19 protein-coding genes and 1 tRNA gene are annotated in these 15,844 nt (G+C 49.6%); 17 read left to right on the top strand and 3 right to left on the bottom strand.

What is annotated here, in order from left to right; translation table 11 throughout:
• Window positions 1–40: 40 nt before the first annotated feature.
• Both AB1N33_RS14385 and AB1N33_RS14380 read right to left on the bottom strand, forming a co-directional pair.
• Window positions 41–1,129, bottom strand: a complete 1,089-nt coding sequence (locus AB1N33_RS14385) for an MbnH family di-heme enzyme (RefSeq protein ID WP_411272261.1) — start codon at window positions 1,127–1,129, stop codon at window positions 41–43.
• Window positions 1,111–1,914: an MbnP family copper-binding protein gene (locus AB1N33_RS14380; protein WP_411272260.1), complete on the bottom strand. Its 804-nt coding sequence runs from the start codon at window positions 1,912–1,914 to the stop codon at window positions 1,111–1,113. Before AB1N33_RS14380 ends, AB1N33_RS14385 begins: the two co-directional genes overlap by 19 nt.
• Before the next feature lie 52 nt (window positions 1,915–1,966).
• Between AB1N33_RS14380 and AB1N33_RS14375 the strand changes: the two genes are divergently transcribed.
• From AB1N33_RS14375 to ylqF, 16 genes are all read left to right on the top strand, one after another.
• Entirely contained in the window at window positions 1,967–4,717 is a 2,751-nt protein-coding gene (locus tag AB1N33_RS14375; RefSeq protein ID WP_411272259.1) for a choice-of-anchor B family protein, read from the top strand.
• Between the two features lie 127 nt (window positions 4,718–4,844).
• A tRNA-Ile gene (locus AB1N33_RS14370) sits at window positions 4,845–4,921 on the top strand.
• Between the two features lie 99 nt (window positions 4,922–5,020).
• Window positions 5,021–5,419 carry a hypothetical protein gene (locus AB1N33_RS14365; protein ID WP_411272258.1) on the top strand — a complete coding sequence of 133 codons (399 nt, stop codon included), beginning with the start codon at window positions 5,021–5,023 and terminating at the stop codon, window positions 5,417–5,419.
• Between the two features lie 160 nt (window positions 5,420–5,579).
• Window positions 5,580–5,999, top strand: a complete 420-nt coding sequence (locus AB1N33_RS14360; RefSeq protein ID WP_411272257.1) for a MerR family transcriptional regulator — start codon at window positions 5,580–5,582, stop codon at window positions 5,997–5,999.
• Window position 6,000: 1 nt separating this feature from the next.
• The gene (locus AB1N33_RS14355; RefSeq protein WP_411272256.1) at window positions 6,001–8,244 is read left to right on the top strand and encodes a heavy metal translocating P-type ATPase; all 2,244 of its coding nucleotides are present in this window, start codon (window positions 6,001–6,003) and stop codon (window positions 8,242–8,244) included.
• Window positions 8,245–8,255: 11 nt separating this feature from the next.
• Window positions 8,256–8,609 carry a cupredoxin domain-containing protein gene (locus tag AB1N33_RS14350; RefSeq protein WP_411272255.1) on the top strand — a complete coding sequence of 118 codons (354 nt, stop codon included), beginning with the start codon at window positions 8,256–8,258 and terminating at the stop codon, window positions 8,607–8,609.
• 8 nt (window positions 8,610–8,617) lie between these two features.
• Window positions 8,618–8,956, top strand: a complete 339-nt coding sequence (locus AB1N33_RS14345; RefSeq protein WP_411272254.1) for a DUF2933 domain-containing protein — start codon at window positions 8,618–8,620, stop codon at window positions 8,954–8,956.
• Window positions 8,949–9,614 (top strand): methyltransferase family protein, encoded by a 666-nt coding sequence (locus tag AB1N33_RS14340; RefSeq protein WP_411272253.1) that lies wholly within the window; start codon window positions 8,949–8,951, stop codon window positions 9,612–9,614. Before AB1N33_RS14345 ends, AB1N33_RS14340 begins: the two co-directional genes overlap by 8 nt.
• A 100-nt stretch (window positions 9,615–9,714) precedes the next feature.
• Entirely contained in the window at window positions 9,715–9,885 is a 171-nt protein-coding gene (locus tag AB1N33_RS14335) for a hypothetical protein (protein ID WP_411272252.1), read from the top strand.
• Window positions 9,886–9,901: 16 nt separating this feature from the next.
• Window positions 9,902–10,273, top strand: coding sequence for a cation transporter (locus AB1N33_RS14330; RefSeq protein WP_411272251.1), 372 nt, complete (start codon window positions 9,902–9,904; stop codon window positions 10,271–10,273).
• A gap of 79 nt (window positions 10,274–10,352) precedes the next feature.
• Entirely contained in the window at window positions 10,353–10,616 is a 264-nt protein-coding gene (locus tag AB1N33_RS14325; RefSeq protein ID WP_411272250.1) for a DUF5676 family membrane protein, read from the top strand.
• Window positions 10,617–10,736: 120 nt separating this feature from the next.
• The gene (locus tag AB1N33_RS14320; RefSeq protein WP_411272249.1) at window positions 10,737–11,210 is read left to right on the top strand and encodes a YybH family protein; all 474 of its coding nucleotides are present in this window, start codon (window positions 10,737–10,739) and stop codon (window positions 11,208–11,210) included.
• A gap of 298 nt (window positions 11,211–11,508) precedes the next feature.
• Window positions 11,509–11,862, top strand: coding sequence for a copper resistance CopC family protein (locus AB1N33_RS14315; protein ID WP_411272248.1), 354 nt, complete (start codon window positions 11,509–11,511; stop codon window positions 11,860–11,862).
• Between the two features lie 9 nt (window positions 11,863–11,871).
• A complete protein-coding gene (locus AB1N33_RS14310) occupies window positions 11,872–12,753 on the top strand; it encodes a CopD family protein (RefSeq protein WP_411272247.1) in 882 nt (293 codons plus the stop codon).
• A 10-nt stretch (window positions 12,754–12,763) separates the two neighbouring features.
• A complete protein-coding gene (locus tag AB1N33_RS14305) occupies window positions 12,764–13,225 on the top strand; it encodes a YybH family protein (protein WP_411272246.1) in 462 nt (153 codons plus the stop codon).
• A 111-nt stretch (window positions 13,226–13,336) separates the two neighbouring features.
• A complete protein-coding gene (gene ylqF, locus AB1N33_RS14300; protein ID WP_411272245.1) occupies window positions 13,337–14,341 on the top strand; it encodes a ribosome biogenesis GTPase YlqF in 1,005 nt (334 codons plus the stop codon).
• A gap of 42 nt (window positions 14,342–14,383) precedes the next feature.
• On the opposite strand, the gene rlmE is transcribed toward ylqF, so the two are convergent.
• The gene (gene rlmE / locus AB1N33_RS14295; protein WP_411272244.1) at window positions 14,384–15,004 is read right to left on the bottom strand and encodes a 23S rRNA (uridine(2552)-2'-O)-methyltransferase RlmE; all 621 of its coding nucleotides are present in this window, start codon (window positions 15,002–15,004) and stop codon (window positions 14,384–14,386) included.
• 91 nt (window positions 15,005–15,095) lie between these two features.
• Between rlmE and AB1N33_RS14290 the strand changes: the two genes are divergently transcribed.
• Window positions 15,096–15,833 carry a TrmH family RNA methyltransferase gene (locus tag AB1N33_RS14290; protein ID WP_411272243.1) on the top strand — a complete coding sequence of 246 codons (738 nt, stop codon included), beginning with the start codon at window positions 15,096–15,098 and terminating at the stop codon, window positions 15,831–15,833.
• Window positions 15,834–15,844 lie beyond the last annotated feature (11 nt).

Raw genomic sequence — 15,844 nt, 5'->3', positions numbered from 1 at the left:
ATTTTAGCCATTTAATTGTCTGAATGTAAACAATAATGGCCTAATCAGCCGGCGGGCCGAAGCGTGCGTCGTGCAAAAACGACTGATCGGTCAGGCTGTTGAGAAAGTCGATCAGGGCATCTTTCTCTTCATCGGTGATCTCAAACCCCTTAACAAACGGGCTCTTATAGGGACTGAACCGGCCTGCATCACGTCCGCCGCTGGCATAGATATCAATCACCTCGGCCAGGGTTGCCACACTGCCATCGTGCATATACGGCGCGGTAACAGTGATGTTTCTTAAGGTCGGTGCACGAAACTTGCCCATGTCCTCCGGATTGAAGCTGACGCTATACAGCCCCTGGTCAGTTTCGGGATAAGCCCCGTTACCGTCGGTATTGTACAGCCCGGTATTATGAAACGGCCGTAAGTCGAGTTGCTGACCGGCGTGCTTTGAAGACTGGGTAAAATTAACCCCGCCATGACAATGAAAACACTCCAGTCGTTCTGAAAAAAACAGCGTCATCCCTTTTAGCTGTCGGTCAGTCAGCGCCGCGTCGTTGCCACCGTAAGCGTAGTCGTCAAACGGACTGGAAAACGACACCAGACTTCTGACAAAACTGGCCAGTGCTTTAACAATGTAATCCCAGCTTGGATCAGGCTCACCAAACGCCTGTTCGAACATTGCCCGGTAGCGGGGCGTATTGAAACGTTCGAGTAACGCCGGGTTGCGGGTGGAAAGACCAAGTTCTACTGGGTCGTCGTTAAACAGGGGAATGAGCAATTGCTGCTCAATGGTCTTCAGCCCGTTATGCGCCCAGGTGAGCGAGCCATTATAGGCCACATTTACCAGCGCCAGGGCGTTACGACTGACCGCCTCCCCGGTGGTCCCGACAGACTGCCTGACCGGCTCAGCAAAGCCATTGGCCTGCTGGTGACAGGATGCACAGGACTGGCGCTGATTCTGACTTAATGCCGTGTCGTAAAACAAAGCGCGTCCGAGCGCGACTTTTTCTTCGGTCATGGGGTTATCTGCAGGCACCACAGGTTCAGGCACCGAATACGGCAGTTCCCATTCATATGGCGTAGGTGAGCGCTCACACCCACCAGCCAGTAGCAGAATAAAAACGATTACTGCCAGGCGAGCCATGGGCGGGTCAGCAGGTTGCGCAGCAGCTGGTCACAGGGTGCTTCTTCTGGTGTTCTGAACATACAGCCCTGGCTGGCGTTAAGGTTAACCTGAGCAATCAGGTTTGCCATCGACAACGACAAATCCAGCTTGGAGTCGAGTTGCGTGGTAGGCAGAATCATCTCCACCCGGTTAGTAAACCGGCAGGCTTTTGCTGGCGGCCTGACCGGCGCGTCCGACTCACAGCCAATACTTCCGAGATGGTAAGAAAACGTATGCTGCGATGCGACGTTCGTCAGATCCAGTCGCATAAATTTGTGTCCCGCCTGCCATGACCAGAACATGCTGCTGTCGTTTAACGGTGACGGCTGGGTCAGTGGATTGGCATGATTCTGCTCAAATGGAACACCCACCGTAAACCGTACATTGGTGGCCAGTTGCATCAGCTTATCAGATGCCTCAAGCTGCAGCATAGTATTGGCGGCCCCGGCGTTGTTGCACAGAGAATGAAAGGACAGCAGCGCAACATCATTAGTCTGCCAGGGACTGTTTTTGAACCTGACCGGTTGCCATTTCCCGTCAATCCGCAATTCCGGTTTGCTGACATAAAACGCAAAATACCCTATCTCCCAGCGGTCCTCACCTACCGTCATGGTCATGGGACACGACGACGTATTCACGCCGGTCAGATGAACCGGGATCGCACCTGGCGCACGGGCGCCCGGCAGTTTGTCGCAGCCCGCCAGCAACATTACCAACACCAGTAACGTGCTATGACCATTTTTTATCCAGCGAGATAATTTCACTTCAGCCCTTTCTCTGCTAGTTTATGCCCATTGATTGCAAAGGATGCATACCATGAAACACCCTCTCTTCGTTGCCTGCATAGTGCTGCTATCGGGTATGGTTAGTCAAGCCGCACTGGCACACAGTGAACATGACAAAGCCCGGTTTGTGGCCCCCGACGGCAAGGACACCGGCCGTTGTGACAACCGTTTCCGTCCCTGTCAGACAATTGCCTATGCCGCCAGTCAGGCCGGAAAAGGTGACCGCGTGTTACTTGCGGCGGGCACCTATACCCTGAGCGATGACAGAGCACTGTTTTACTTCATCAGTGAACTGGTACCGGTTGTTGGCGGGTACTCACGCCTCGATCATTATCAGGTACAAAACCCTGCAACCAACCAGACCGTTTTAGAGGGGGTTCCTGCCGCGTATGCCGAGCGCCTGTATAACCAGGGCTTCCAGGTTGTGTCTGATGGCAAGGCAGGCACGCAGCCGGCTGTGAGTATTGCGAAGTCAGCCATTGAAGCCATGACCCGCTCACAGTCACAAACCACCTGTGAGAACGGCATGGCCGGAGGCTTTCCGTGCAGTAACATCAGCCTGCTTGCCCATGTGCCGCTAACCGATTTACCCACAGGTTCGTCGACAGCCAATGATATCTGGGGCCACGTAGACCTTAACACCCAGCGCGAATATGCCATCATCGGCCTGCGTCGTGGCGTGGCCGTGGTGGATGTGACGACCCCAACTGCCCCTGAGGTGGTTGGGTCCATATCAGGAGCTGCAACGACCTGGCGCGACATTAAGGTTTATCAGTACTACCACGCGCCGTCCAAAAAGTGGCGTGCCTATGCGTATGTGACTGCCGATTCAGCCAGTGAGGGGCTGAAAATTATCGACCTTAACAACCTGCCCGATGCCGTCTCACTGGCAGGCTCAACGCGCGACGACGTGCGCGCCCACAACGTTTATATTTCCAATATCGATTATACGCTGAACACCGCCCTGCCCGGCGTGACACCACAACTCCATATTGCCGGTTCAGAAAACTACGGCGGCGCCTGGCGCTCTTATTCGCTGGACAACCAGACTGCGCCCGGACAAAGCTATGCACCGGTGGGGATGAACCGCAGTGACTACACGCATGACGCGTCGTCATTACTGATCACTGACGCCCGTGCCACCACCGACTGCACCCGTGCAACCGACGCCGGCTGTACGGTAATGCTCGATTTCAACGAGGACACGCTGCGACTGTGGGATCACAGCGATCCCGCCAGCGCGACAGAGCTGGCGCAGGTTGGCTACCCCGACGCAGAATATACCCACAGCGGATGGTGGAGCGAGGACAAGCAGTACGTCATTTTGCATGACGAGCTGGATGAGGCCTACCGTAACCTCAATACTACCGTTCACTTCTTTGACATCAGCAGTTTAAGTACACCACAACTGGTCGCCACCTGGACCGGCAGTACCAAGGCCATCGATCATAATGGCTTTGTGCGCGGTGACCGTTATTACATGTCGAATTATGAGCGCGGGCTGACGGTACTGGATATCAGCGATCCGCTGGGACCTCGGGAAGCCGGCTTTTTTGATACCTTTCCGGCCTCTGACAGCAACGCCTTTAATGGCGCCTGGGGCGTTTACCCCTATCTGCCAAGCGGCACCCTGCTGGTCAGTGACATTCAGGGCGGTCTGTATATTCTCCATGACGACACCGTAAGCACAGAGCCCAACACCGCGGGTTTTGTGGCTGCGGCGGTATCAACCGACGACAACCAGACACTGAACCTGGACATCATGCGCACTGGTAGCGGCACCCTGACGGTCAACTACGAGGTACTCACCGGCTCAGCCGATGCCTCCGACTTCAGCCTGGAAAGTGGTGAGCTGAGCTGGCCGGCCGGTGACAGCACCGGTAAAACACTGACAATTCCAATTACCGAAAATACTGCTGACGAAGCCGAAGAGCTTTTCGCGATTAAGCTAATGAACCCACAGGGCGGCTCAATTATTCCCGGAAAAGGTATTACCCTTGTCACCATTAATAGTGACGCCGTGTTTAAAGGGGCGCCGAGCTTTGAACAGGACAGTATGAGCGTTAATGAGAACAGCGATGCCTTTTCGGTTCCGGTTAACCGTCAGGGCGGCAGTGACGGCGAGCTTACCGTGACATATCGGATCCAGAGTCAGACCGCCGTCGCCGGCGAGGATGTTGTCGAGGCAACCGGCGAGCTGCGCTGGCAGGATGGCGATGAGACTGCAAAATCCTTCAGCATTTCACTGATTGATGACGAGAGTGAAGAAGATGACGAGGCCTTTCAGGTGGTGCTGGAGTCTGACAGTGACGGTGAATTCAGCACGCTCACCGTGACCATTCGCGATGACGAGTCTAACCTGCCACCTGTTGTCAACGCGGGCGGCGACCAGGAAGTGAACCCGCGTGCGAATGTCGCACTGGGCGGCTCGGCGCAAGACCCGGACGGCAGTATCACCGCCCTCGAATGGCAACAAACCGAGGGCCCGGCCGTGTCGCTCAGCAGCACACAAAATACGGTGACCACCTTTACCGCGCCAGATGAAGCGGCTGAACTGACCTTTAGCTTTACCGCCACCGACGAGTTTGGGGCCAGTACCACCGACAGTGTCAGCATCAGTGTGGTGGTACAGGACAATACCAGCAACCCGGGTACGGGCAATGGCGGCAGCTCGCCCGAGCCGGTCACCGTCAGCGAACCCTCAAGCAGCGGCGGGGGTAGTGTCAGTACCGGATGGCTACTGCTGCTTGGCCTGTTTGCCATGCGACGAGCAAGGCGCTAAACCGGATTGTCGAGGATTTAGTCGGGCGGACGAATTCCGCCCTCTGATGGGGTGACAAGGCAAAAAAAACTGCTTATACTGCGCCCCGCTTATAAAAACAGCCGTTTTTATATCACACACTTCATATGGCCCCATAGCTCAGTTGGTTAGAGCATCCGACTCATAATCGGCAGGTCCCCTGTTCAAGTCAGGGTGGGGCCACCATTTTTATCTTTCTTATCAATTCACTTTTACCTTTCTATTGATGTAGATCGGCGCGCTTCCCCTGAACACAGACTATAATTAGCAATTAGGGAGGAGCGCATGTTCACCAAGCACCGTTGGTTAGAAATTTTTGTTATTTTTATGCTGCTAGTGCCGCATGGACAGGCTGGTGCCGATGTTTGTGAGTGTAACGAGGATGATTCCGTCAAAACTCACGCTAATCTGTCGCACGCTTCTTCAGGAATGAATCCAGACCCTCAAACGCACTACCTGAAAGCCGAAAGCGAACATTGTGCTTCTCATTGTGACATGTGTGATCCTGAAAAATGTTTGTGTTGTGAAGGAGGGTACACCGGCTTTCACCTCTTCGCACTTAGCCCTATTGATGGTGACATTTGGTTCCAGAAGGCGTTTTCCTTTTCGTCGATAACCACAAAAGCTCAGTCACTTGCGCCTGGCTTTTCAATCCCACCATATCACCCTCCAATTAGTTGTTAACCGCAGCATCGCTGTGCCTGACAGCCGCAAATATGGGCTATTTGCACAGCCAATAGCACACTTTTTCACATCGGGTAATCAGGAAGCCTTGACCTGTGAGTCAGACACAGTTTTACGCTATACATTGAGATTACCCATTTTAAATAACTGCGGAGCAAATATGACAGTTAATGAAATTGCCACGTTACTAGCGACAACCGCCGATACTGTGCGTTATTACACGCGTTTAGGACTGGTAACACCCGGCAAATCGGACAACGGTTATAAGTTCTATTCAAACAGCGATCAATCAAGGCTTCGGTTCATTCTGAGTGCCAGGCAATTGGGCTTTTCCGTCAAAGATATCGAGCAGATCCTGCAAGAGGCAGATCATGGAAAGACCGCCTGTCCGCTGGTTCGCAAACTTATTAAAGCGCGATTAGATGAAACTGAAAAACAATTTCAGGAAATGTTGCAACTGAGAAAAAGGATGAAAAGCGCTCTGAAGCAGTGGGAGGTAATGGCAGACAAAGCGCCTACCTCTCATATGGTATGTCATCTGATTGAAAACGTTGATAACACTGGTAGCGGGGAGGCGTAAGATGAATAAACCCACTACAGAACAACAACTGATAATTGAAGGTGCAGGCTGTGCCAGTTGCGTTGGCAAAATAGAAACGGCGCTAAAAAATGTTCAGGGCGTTGAACGTGCCGAAATGAACTTTGCAGACCGGACGGTACTGGTTTCAGGTACAGCAGAAACAAAAGCCCTGATTACCGCCGTTGAGTCTGCGGGTTATAACGCAAAAGCCCTTAGCGACTCGCCTGGTAGCGACGCGCTAGACGAAAAGGAAGCTGCTGACTGGGCATATTATAAAAAGCTGATCAGAGACACCGTGATTGCTTTGTCACTGGGCATTCCACTTATGATTTACGGTCTCCTAATCGGCGAAATGACGGTAGAAACAACCTTCCAGCGTGGGGCATGGCTTGTTGTCGGATTACTGACTCTTGGTGTTATGTATTTTTCAGGCAGGCATTTTTATGTTGGAGCATGGAACAGCCTGAAGAACCATTCAGCCAATATGGACACGCTAATTGCACTGGGTACCGGCACAGCCTGGATCTATTCCATGCTGGTAGTGTTTATTCCTGACGTTTTCCCATTAATGGCCAGGCATGTTTATTTTGAAGCCACTGCCATGATCATCGGGTTAATAGATTTGGGGCTTGCGTTGGAACTGAAAGCGCGAGGAAAAACCTCAGAGGCAATTAAACGTTTGATTGGATTACAGGCGAAAACCGCCACGGTCATTCGCGACAATAAAGAGGTCCAGATTGCTATCGAGCAAGTGCTTCTGAACGATGTCATCAAGGTCAGGCCCGGAGAGAAAGTGCCCGTAGACGGTGTCGTTGTCGAAGGCCACACGTCAATTGACGAGTCCATGCTTACCGGCGAACCCATGCCGGTTGAAAAAGCACAGGACGATGAAGTTGTTGCCGGAACTCTCAACAAGTCTGGAATGATTCTGTTCAAAGCAACGCGAGTAGGCAAAGACACCGCGCTGGCGCAAATTATTGCAATGGTTAAACGGGCACAAAATTCAAAGCCGCCCATTGGGCGCTTAGCCGACGTGATATCCGCTTACTTTGTGCCTGTGGTGATGATCATTTCGGTGCTCAGTGCACTGGCATGGCTGAATTTTGGACCTGAGCCCGCACTGGCCTTCGCTATCGTTTCAGCCACCACAGTACTGATCATTGCCTGCCCTTGTGCGCTTGGTTTGGCCACCCCGATGTCAGTGATGGTAGGGGTTGGCAAAGCCGCGGAAGCCGGCGTACTCATTCGCAACGGCGAAGCGCTACAAACGGCATCAAAAATCACTGCCATGGTACTGGATAAAACCGGCACCATTACGGAAGGCACCCCGAAAGTCACTGACATTATTGTAGCCAATGCCAGTAACGAAAAATCCGTGTTGCAGTTAGCAGCCAGCCTGGAAAGTGGTTCAGAACATCCGTTGGCAATGGCAATTGTAGAAAGTGCCCACGACCAGGACATCGAACTGCTGAAAACCGAAGGGTTTAACGCAATTACCGGAATGGGGGTTGAAGGGCGTTGTGAAGAAAAAGCCTTGTTGTTTGGCAACAGCAAACTTATGGCAACGAAAAAGGTGGACTTAGGTAATTATTCAGAAAAAGCACAAGCTCTGGCCAAAGAGGCCAAAACACCGATGTATTTTGCTGTCGACGGACAACTCGCGGCCATCATAGCGGTTGCCGACCCGATAAAACCTGACTCTGTCTCTGCCATTAAGCGCCTTCAGGCCAATGGTATCCGGGTCATCATGTTAACGGGGGATAACAAAGAAACGGCTGCTGCCGTGGCAAAGAAAGCGGCGATAAGCGAATTTTTTGCTGAGGTATTGCCCGAAGATAAAGCCAACAAAGTACAGGAACTCCAGCAGCAGGGCGACGTTGTTGGCATGACGGGCGATGGCATTAATGATGCCCCGGCTCTTGCCCTGGCTGATGTAGGCTTTGCCATCGGTACAGGGACAGACGTTGCCATTGAAAGTGCCGACATCACGTTAATGCGCGGCTCGCTGCACGGACTGGCAGATGCAATAGCGGTCAGTAAGGCCACGTTGCTCAACATTAAGCAAAACCTGTTTGGTGCCTTTATCTACAACGTTGCAGGTATACCTTTCGCCGCTGGCGTGCTCTATCCCTTCTTCGGTGTGTTGTTAAGCCCGGTTATTGCCGGAGCGGCCATGGCATTTTCTTCGTTAACGGTGGTGTCGAATGCGAACCGGCTTCGTTTGTTCAAAGCAAAAGACCACTAAGGAGCGTTCTTATGATGATAATTAATATTGCCGGAATTGCGGTTATCGCACTGATTATTTGGTGGTTTTGGTTGTACAAGCCTGATCAGACCGTCACTGACAGCAATGAAATAACCATAGAAGTAAAAAATGGCGTGTACTCACCAGCCTCAATTCAGGTAAGCGCAAACCAACCGGTTACGCTGAACTTTTTGCGCAAAGATGAATCTCCCTGCTCCGAGGTACTGCTAATCCCTTCATTAAATATCAGTGAGCAACTAACACTGAATGAGCTAACACCAATACGCCTCGAAAACGTCCCACAGGGTGAACACGTCTTTCACTGCCAGATGCAGATGTATCGAGGTGTTCTTACGGTGGTATAGGAGGAGTCATGAAAAACAGTCACCCCAGATTTTGGTCAACACCTACAGGGTGGGCAGCATTAGCGATGATCGCTGCCGTTACTTATTTTTTAATTTTTGAACATGGTCATCATGTCCTTCAGTTTCTTCCCTATTTGATTTTATTGCTGTGCCCATTCATGCATATCTTCATGCACAGTAGCCACGGTAAACACGGTCACGCCCACGAACATTCTCGCGACAGTGACAGCAAGCAGAAAAGTTTTCAGGAATTGAGTGATAAAAACTCGGCGTATCGTGATGGATACATTCAGGGGTTGGAGGAAGGCCGAAAGGAATCACTTAAAAAGGACAACCGAGATGAATGACACATATGATTATGGCTTATGGTCAATGGTGATACTCAACTCAGCTATTTTTATCTTTTTTGCATTCAGTTTTGTAAAGCCAAAATCTTCCACCGACTGGCGAAGCCTGGGGGTATTCTCTGCTTTTATTGTAGCCCTGTTTACCGAAATGTATGGCTTCCCACTCACTATTTATTTCTTGTCAGGGTGGCTTGCTGAAACCTATCCGGAAGTGAACTTTTACGCTCACGAAAATGGTCACCTTTTACACACTTTCTTTGGTTTTGATGGTGACGCCCACTGGGACCCGTTTCATATCGCCAGCATGATATTTATTGTTGCAGGATTCTTTATATTGTCCTCAGCATGGAATGTGCTGCACCACGCTCAGAAACACCATCAGCTAGCAAAAACTGGATGGTATGCGCGGTGTCGCCACCCTCAATACTTAGCTTTCATACTGATCATGTTCGGCTTTTTGTTGCAATGGCCAACCATTCCCACACTGGTCATGTTTCCAATTTTAGTTGTTGTGTATGTAAAACTGGCTAAGCGTGAAGAAGCTATAGTTATTGCTGAATTTGGCGAAGAGTACCTGAACTATATCAATACAACCCCAAGCTGGATCCCAATCCTCAATCTTAAATTAAAAGGTGAAAGCCATGAAAAAACTCACTAAATCAATCATTTTTTCAACTTCATTATTAATGGCTGCTGCGGTGCCCTCACAGAGTATGGACTAACATAAAAATCAACATTCTGATAAGTCCGAAATGCACATGAAAGTGGCGATGTCAGGGAAGAACAAGCAGATGATGCACGAAAAAATGGAAGGACAACCCATGCAAAGCCAAATTGATATGGCAGAAAAGCATCTTAAGATGATGGAAGTGATGATGTCGAAAATGACGGGTGCTCAATCACCCATGCCTGATATACATTCACACTAATATACGGGAAAAGACAATGAGTGATTTAGAGCACAGAGTAGGTGTAAAAGAAGTCAACTTAGTCATTCGTAATTTACGGCTCAGTAATGTCAATGAGGCGAATTGCGATGCCCTAATTGAAGAGATAGATAAGCTCTTTGGCATTGATGAGGTGAGTTACAACATCAAAGAGGGCGTTATTCACCTGGCATACGATGCAACTCATATAAATTTAGATGGTATTGAAGAGGTCATACGAAGACACGGTGCCGACCTTCACAACGATTGGTGGACTCACTCGAAGGAGGGTTATTACCAGTTTGTCGACCAGAATATTAAAGACAACTCAACGCACAAAGCGTGGAGTTGTCACACTGTCCCACCGGGAGCGCATAAGAAGAAAAAATAAATCTGGAGCGTCTTGCATTTCACTCAGTGTCCGCACTAAGTGCGGCCGCTTTATTGTTCTCAGATTTAGGAGGTATTAGATGAAAATTCAGGAAAATGCTTTTGCAATAGCCTGTGCGGCAGCGTTTGGCATTGTATGGATCGTTTGCTCCATATTTGTAATAGCGATGCCGAACATGATGTCTGATATGACAGGTAAAATGTTACACACTGACTTACAAGCTATGGGCTGGCATATGTCGGTATTGGGTGTATTGATAGGAGGCGTTTTTTGGGCTTTTCTGGCTGGTATATTGGGTTGGCTTATTGCCAGAATTTATAATATGCAGCTTCAGGGCTTATGATTGGATAATTGCGCTCAAAGTAGTTTGCTAATGTTAAGGCATGAAAACAATTGTAGTAAAAAGTGCTGAGAAATCAGGAATATTGTCCATATTGATAAGGCTTACTAAAGGAAAACAAACATGTTTAAGAAAATAGCCACAACCTTACTCTTAACAACTTCATTTTGTGGAATTGCGCATGAGGAAACACATCACAGTGATGAAGCTCAGATTAAATACATCATCAGCCAGATAGATTATGGTTGGGAAAATGGTGATGGAAAGCCGTTTAGAGAGCATTTTCTGGACTTTAAAGGTGCGCGTTATATCGAGTCTGGTGGTCAAAATGTAGGGTTGAACGACCTCGTCGAGCACCATGTTGAGCCAGAAAAAGATGCACTGGTGTTTCTGGAACTTGAATTTAATAATATCGACATTAACGTTGAAGGCGATTTTGCCTGGGCGTTAGCAGATACCGTGGTTAAAGGAGAAGTACGAAAATCTGGCAAAAAGTTTAATAAAACGGGGTTTCAGACATTCTTATTCAAAAAGGTCGACGACGAGTGGAAAGTAATCCATACCCACTCTTCTAGTCGGGACCGTGCGAAGGAATGAGGCACTGGATTTTGTAAGCGTTGCCGCCACCATTTTGAATGGCATGGCAACCATGGTCATCGACGCCTTTAGTGGTAGTGATAGGAACTCCAGCATATCCCCATCACAAGATATCTAGTGGCACCCCCGAAGCGACGGGCAGCCTTCACTTTAAAAGCAAGAAATCAACATCAAATTTGCGTATCATTGACGCGGTTTTAGTTACAGGCTCTTGGTAACAAGTAGATACTCGAGTTCACCCATACTTTCAGTCCACACCACAGTGGCTTAAAGACCAATAATCAGAAAAGAGGTAACAATGCGAAACATTATGAATGTTGGGGTCGCCGTATTACTCATGTTCAGTGCTGGCGCGATTGCACACGGTGACGTTAAGCTGGAAAGCAGCTCACCATCAGACAATGCCATGTTGATGAGCTCTCCTGAACAACTAACATTAACCTATTCCAAGCCATTGCGACTAATGAAAGTCAGCATAACAGGGAATGAAACCGGTGAGGTCGATTTTGCTTTCCGACCAACCGCTGAGAAGCAGGCCGTTTATACCTGGCAATTGACAGACTTAAAGCCAGATACCTATACGGTTGAGTGGATAGCAATGGGCGGAGATGGCCATAAAATGAAAGCGTCGTTTTCTTTTATGGTTCACTAAGCTAACCCCATGGAGTTGATTCTTTGGAAAGCATCCATCGTTGTTTCCAAAGCCATTTTCTACTTTGGCTTTGCGAGCATTGTTGGTTTTGCTTTTTTAATGCACAAGCCTGCTGAGAATCGGGCTTTTTGCAACCATGTCGTTTACCATCTGGTTCCTGTGCTGGTGCTCTCACTTTTTGCCTCTGCGGCATGGTTTTTTGCCAAGACCGGCGCGTTTTCTGAAAGCGGCTTGCAAGGGGCGTTTGATCCCATCATGCTTGAAGTGATGTGGGACTCGCCGGTGGGTGATGTCGCGCTGGCCAGAATGCTGATGTCTGCAATTGCGATCGCCTTACTGCTTGGGGCTTTAATGAAGCAAATACCATTGCTTGCCGTACGAGCAATAATGACTGTCATTATAATTTATGGCCTTTATAGCTTCACGCTCATTGGTCACATTGCAGAAAAAGGCCCCACTGATAAGCTGATACTGGCGACGCATATTGCCATTATGGGCTGGTGGTTTGGCGCTTTATTACCGTTGAAAATGGTATGTCGGCACTTCAGCGCAGAAGACACAAAAACAATAATGACTGACTTTGGCAGGATTGCAGGTTACCTGGTAACGACATTAGTCCTGCTCGGTATTTATATGGCGTACTCCCTGTTTACGTCACCAGACGATCTGATCCAGTCACAATATGGCCTTACCTTTCTGAGTAAATTGCTGATTGTCGGCTTATTACTGTTACTGGCAGCACGGCACCGCTTTATTCTGGTTCCGGCTATGCAGAATGCCGACGACAAAGCACAACTGAAACGCTCTATTAATATTGAAATACTTTTAGCCTTTGCGCTGCTGTTAATCACCTCGGTATTAACCAGTGTTGTGGGCCCCCAGTTTAACTAGGAGAATAAAAATGCGGGAACTGTTAGTGGCATGTATCTTGACTGCCGTCTCACCCACCCTTTTGGCTCATGGCAACGAAGCCGGGGAGCACGAGTCTAAACTATCTGGCAGCGAGACTGCACCGGGTCAGGTAATAATGTCGTTTCATAAGGCGTTAAAGGAGCAGGACAACGTCGTTGCAAAATCATTACTGTCAGAAAATGTCATGATTGTTGAGGGTGGTGGTATTGAACGAAGCGCACAGGAATACGCATCTCACCATATGTTGTCAGATATGAAATATGTCAGCAGCTTGTCTTCAAAACTCCTTGAGCACACAGTAACCGAGTATGGCGATTCAGCTACATCACTCTCGGTGTCTGAAAATACCACTGAATCAGGAAAAACATATCGCTCGTACGAAACGGCGGTTCTGACAAAACATGAAGGCAAGTGGAAAATCGCACACTTGCACTGGTCAACAGCAAAGTAAGTCTGTGACAGCCGGAAGCTGCGGCTTCTTGGCATCCTCCCTAATTGGTGACGCTAACCGCCGAACAATGCGATAGAATAGTGAAAAAGTAAGCATTTAAGGTAAGTTAACGTGGCCTTACAGTGGTTTCCGGGGCATATGCACAAAGCCCTGAAAGAAATAAAAGAATCATTAAGTCAGGTAGATATTCTGATTGAAGTGCTGGATGCCCGCATCCCCTACTCCAGTGAGAACCCCGAAATTGCCAAGATTCGCGGTGATAAACCCTGCCTGAAAATTCTTAATAAGTTTGATCTGGCTGATCCTGACATTACGCAGCAATGGCAGGATGAACTCGAAAGCCAGCGCGGTGTATTCACCATCACCACGTCTAACGATAAACCGACCGACAGCAAAAAAATTATCCAGTTAGTGCGTGAGCATTGTGCCCGCAAAGCGGCGTCGGTAAAGTCAATCAACGCTATGATCACCGGCATCCCTAATGTCGGTAAATCAACGCTGATCAACATTCTTGCCGACCGCACCATTGCAAAAACTGGCAATGAACCTGCTGTCACCAAAAGCCAGCAACGCATTAATCTGGGTAGTGGCATCGTACTGTACGATACACCGGGCGTACTGTGGCCGAAAATCGAAAACCCGCACTCTATCTACCGCCTGGCGGCATCAGGCGCGGTAAAAAATACCGCGATGGAATATGACGACGTTGGCTTTTTTGCGGCAGACTACCTGATTAAGGCCTATCCGGAACTCATGAAAGCCCGCTTCAAACTGGATGAGTTACCCGATACCGAACTGGAATTTCTGGAAGCCGCGGCCCGGCAACGGGGCGCACTGATGCGCGGCGGCCGGGTAAATCTGAATAAGATTTGCGAGGTGCTGATTAATGAACTGCAGTCAGGCATGCTTGGCCGGATAAGCCTGGAAACCCCTGACATGGTTGCGCAGGAAAAAATTGAGATGGCTGCCGAGGCAGAAAGAAAAGCCGCGGCAAAAGCCAAACGCAAGCAGCGGTTTAAAGAAGGCTCACTCACGCCGGACAAACGCGATCGCAAAGAGAAACGCACAGAAAAACGTGAAGCACAAAGCAAGCGAATGAAAAAAGGCGGGAGATAAGCCCCGCCTGCTGTTGTCACGACCAGGTAACCGCTGGCCGCATTACCCTTTAAAGCCTTTCCCCACCAGATAGACTTCCCGCGAGCGCGGTCGGGAGGCTGCAGGTTTACGCACAATGACCTTGTCGAATGAACGGCGAACGTCCTGCAGATATTCATCGTACCCTACGCCCTGAAAGACTTTGGCACAAAAGCTACCGCCGGGCTTCAGCACGTTGCGCGCCATATCCAGCGCCAGCTCAACCAGATACATCGCTGCATACTGGTCGGTATTTTTCACACCACTTAAGTTTGGTGCCATGTCTGACACAACGGTGTCAGCCTGACCGCCATCCAGTTCCTGCAAAATCGCTTCGTAAACGGATTCTTCGGTGAAGTCACCCTGAATAAACTTAACGTTAATGATGGAGTCCATGGGCAGAATGTCAGACGCGATGACACGGCCGCTTTCGCCGACCACCGGCGCAATAATCTGTGACCAGCCGCCGGGTGCAGAGCCCAAATCCACCACGACACTACCAGGGCGATACAGTGCATCTTTTTCGTTAATTTCAATCAGCTTGTAACTGGCCCGGGAGCGGTAACCATCCATTTGCGCTTTCTTCACATAGGGATCGTTTACGTGTTCTTCCATCCACTTCTTACTGGTTTTTGATCGCGCCATGAAGTTCGCCTGCTCCGGTATCACCAAAAGGGCGATTATTGTAAACTTGCCCGCGTAAATTGCAAAACTCACCTGTAGCAGGCCAGTGAAAATGAAATTCGATGACGTGAAAAAACTGCACCAAAAAAAGTACCGTGCAGAATTTGGTTATTACCTGGTTGAAGGTGAGCACCTCATCATGGAATTGCATAAGGCCTGTAGCAATGATGCCCGCAACATCACCCTGTACCTGACCGAGGCGCGACAGGACTGGGCGAGGCAACTTAATGCCGGTTTTAATCTGGTGGTAGTAAGCGATAAACAAATGGCGCAATTAAGTGATACCAAGACCCCGCAGGGACTGGTTGCGTGTGTGCCACTGCCGGCCAAAGACCGGTCTGCCGATGCTGCACAACATGAGCGCTGTATCTTTCTGCATGAGGTACAGGATCCCGGCAATCTGGGCACAATCATTCGTACCCTTGCGTGGTTTGGCGGCTTTCGTTTGCTGCTTAGCCCCAACAGTGTCGATCCGTTCAACAGTAAAGTGGTTCGCGCCAGCATGGGGGCTATTTTTCACCTGCCGATTGAAACTGATGTTCACCTTGATGTGTTACCACAACGCTTTAACAGGTTTGCCTGTCTGGATCTGGACGGTGAGGCAATTAACTGCGCCAACTTTGCTGAGTACGACTGCTATCTGTTTGGCAATGAAGCACGCGGCGTGCCAACCAACAGTGCTGCCATGTCGCGTGCCGACGCGTTCACCATCCCCGGCACCAACACCATTGATTCACTCAATCTGGCAAGCTCTGTGGGGATCTGTGCCTACCAGCTATCGGTACGTTGATAACCGGTTCC

This window comes from Alteromonas nitratireducens (assembly GCF_040812025.1).
Classification (GTDB): domain Bacteria; phylum Pseudomonadota; class Gammaproteobacteria; order Enterobacterales; family Alteromonadaceae; genus Alteromonas; species Alteromonas nitratireducens.
The sequence above is the reverse complement of the archived record's forward strand: the minus strand, read 5'-3'. Positions and strand labels throughout refer to the sequence as shown.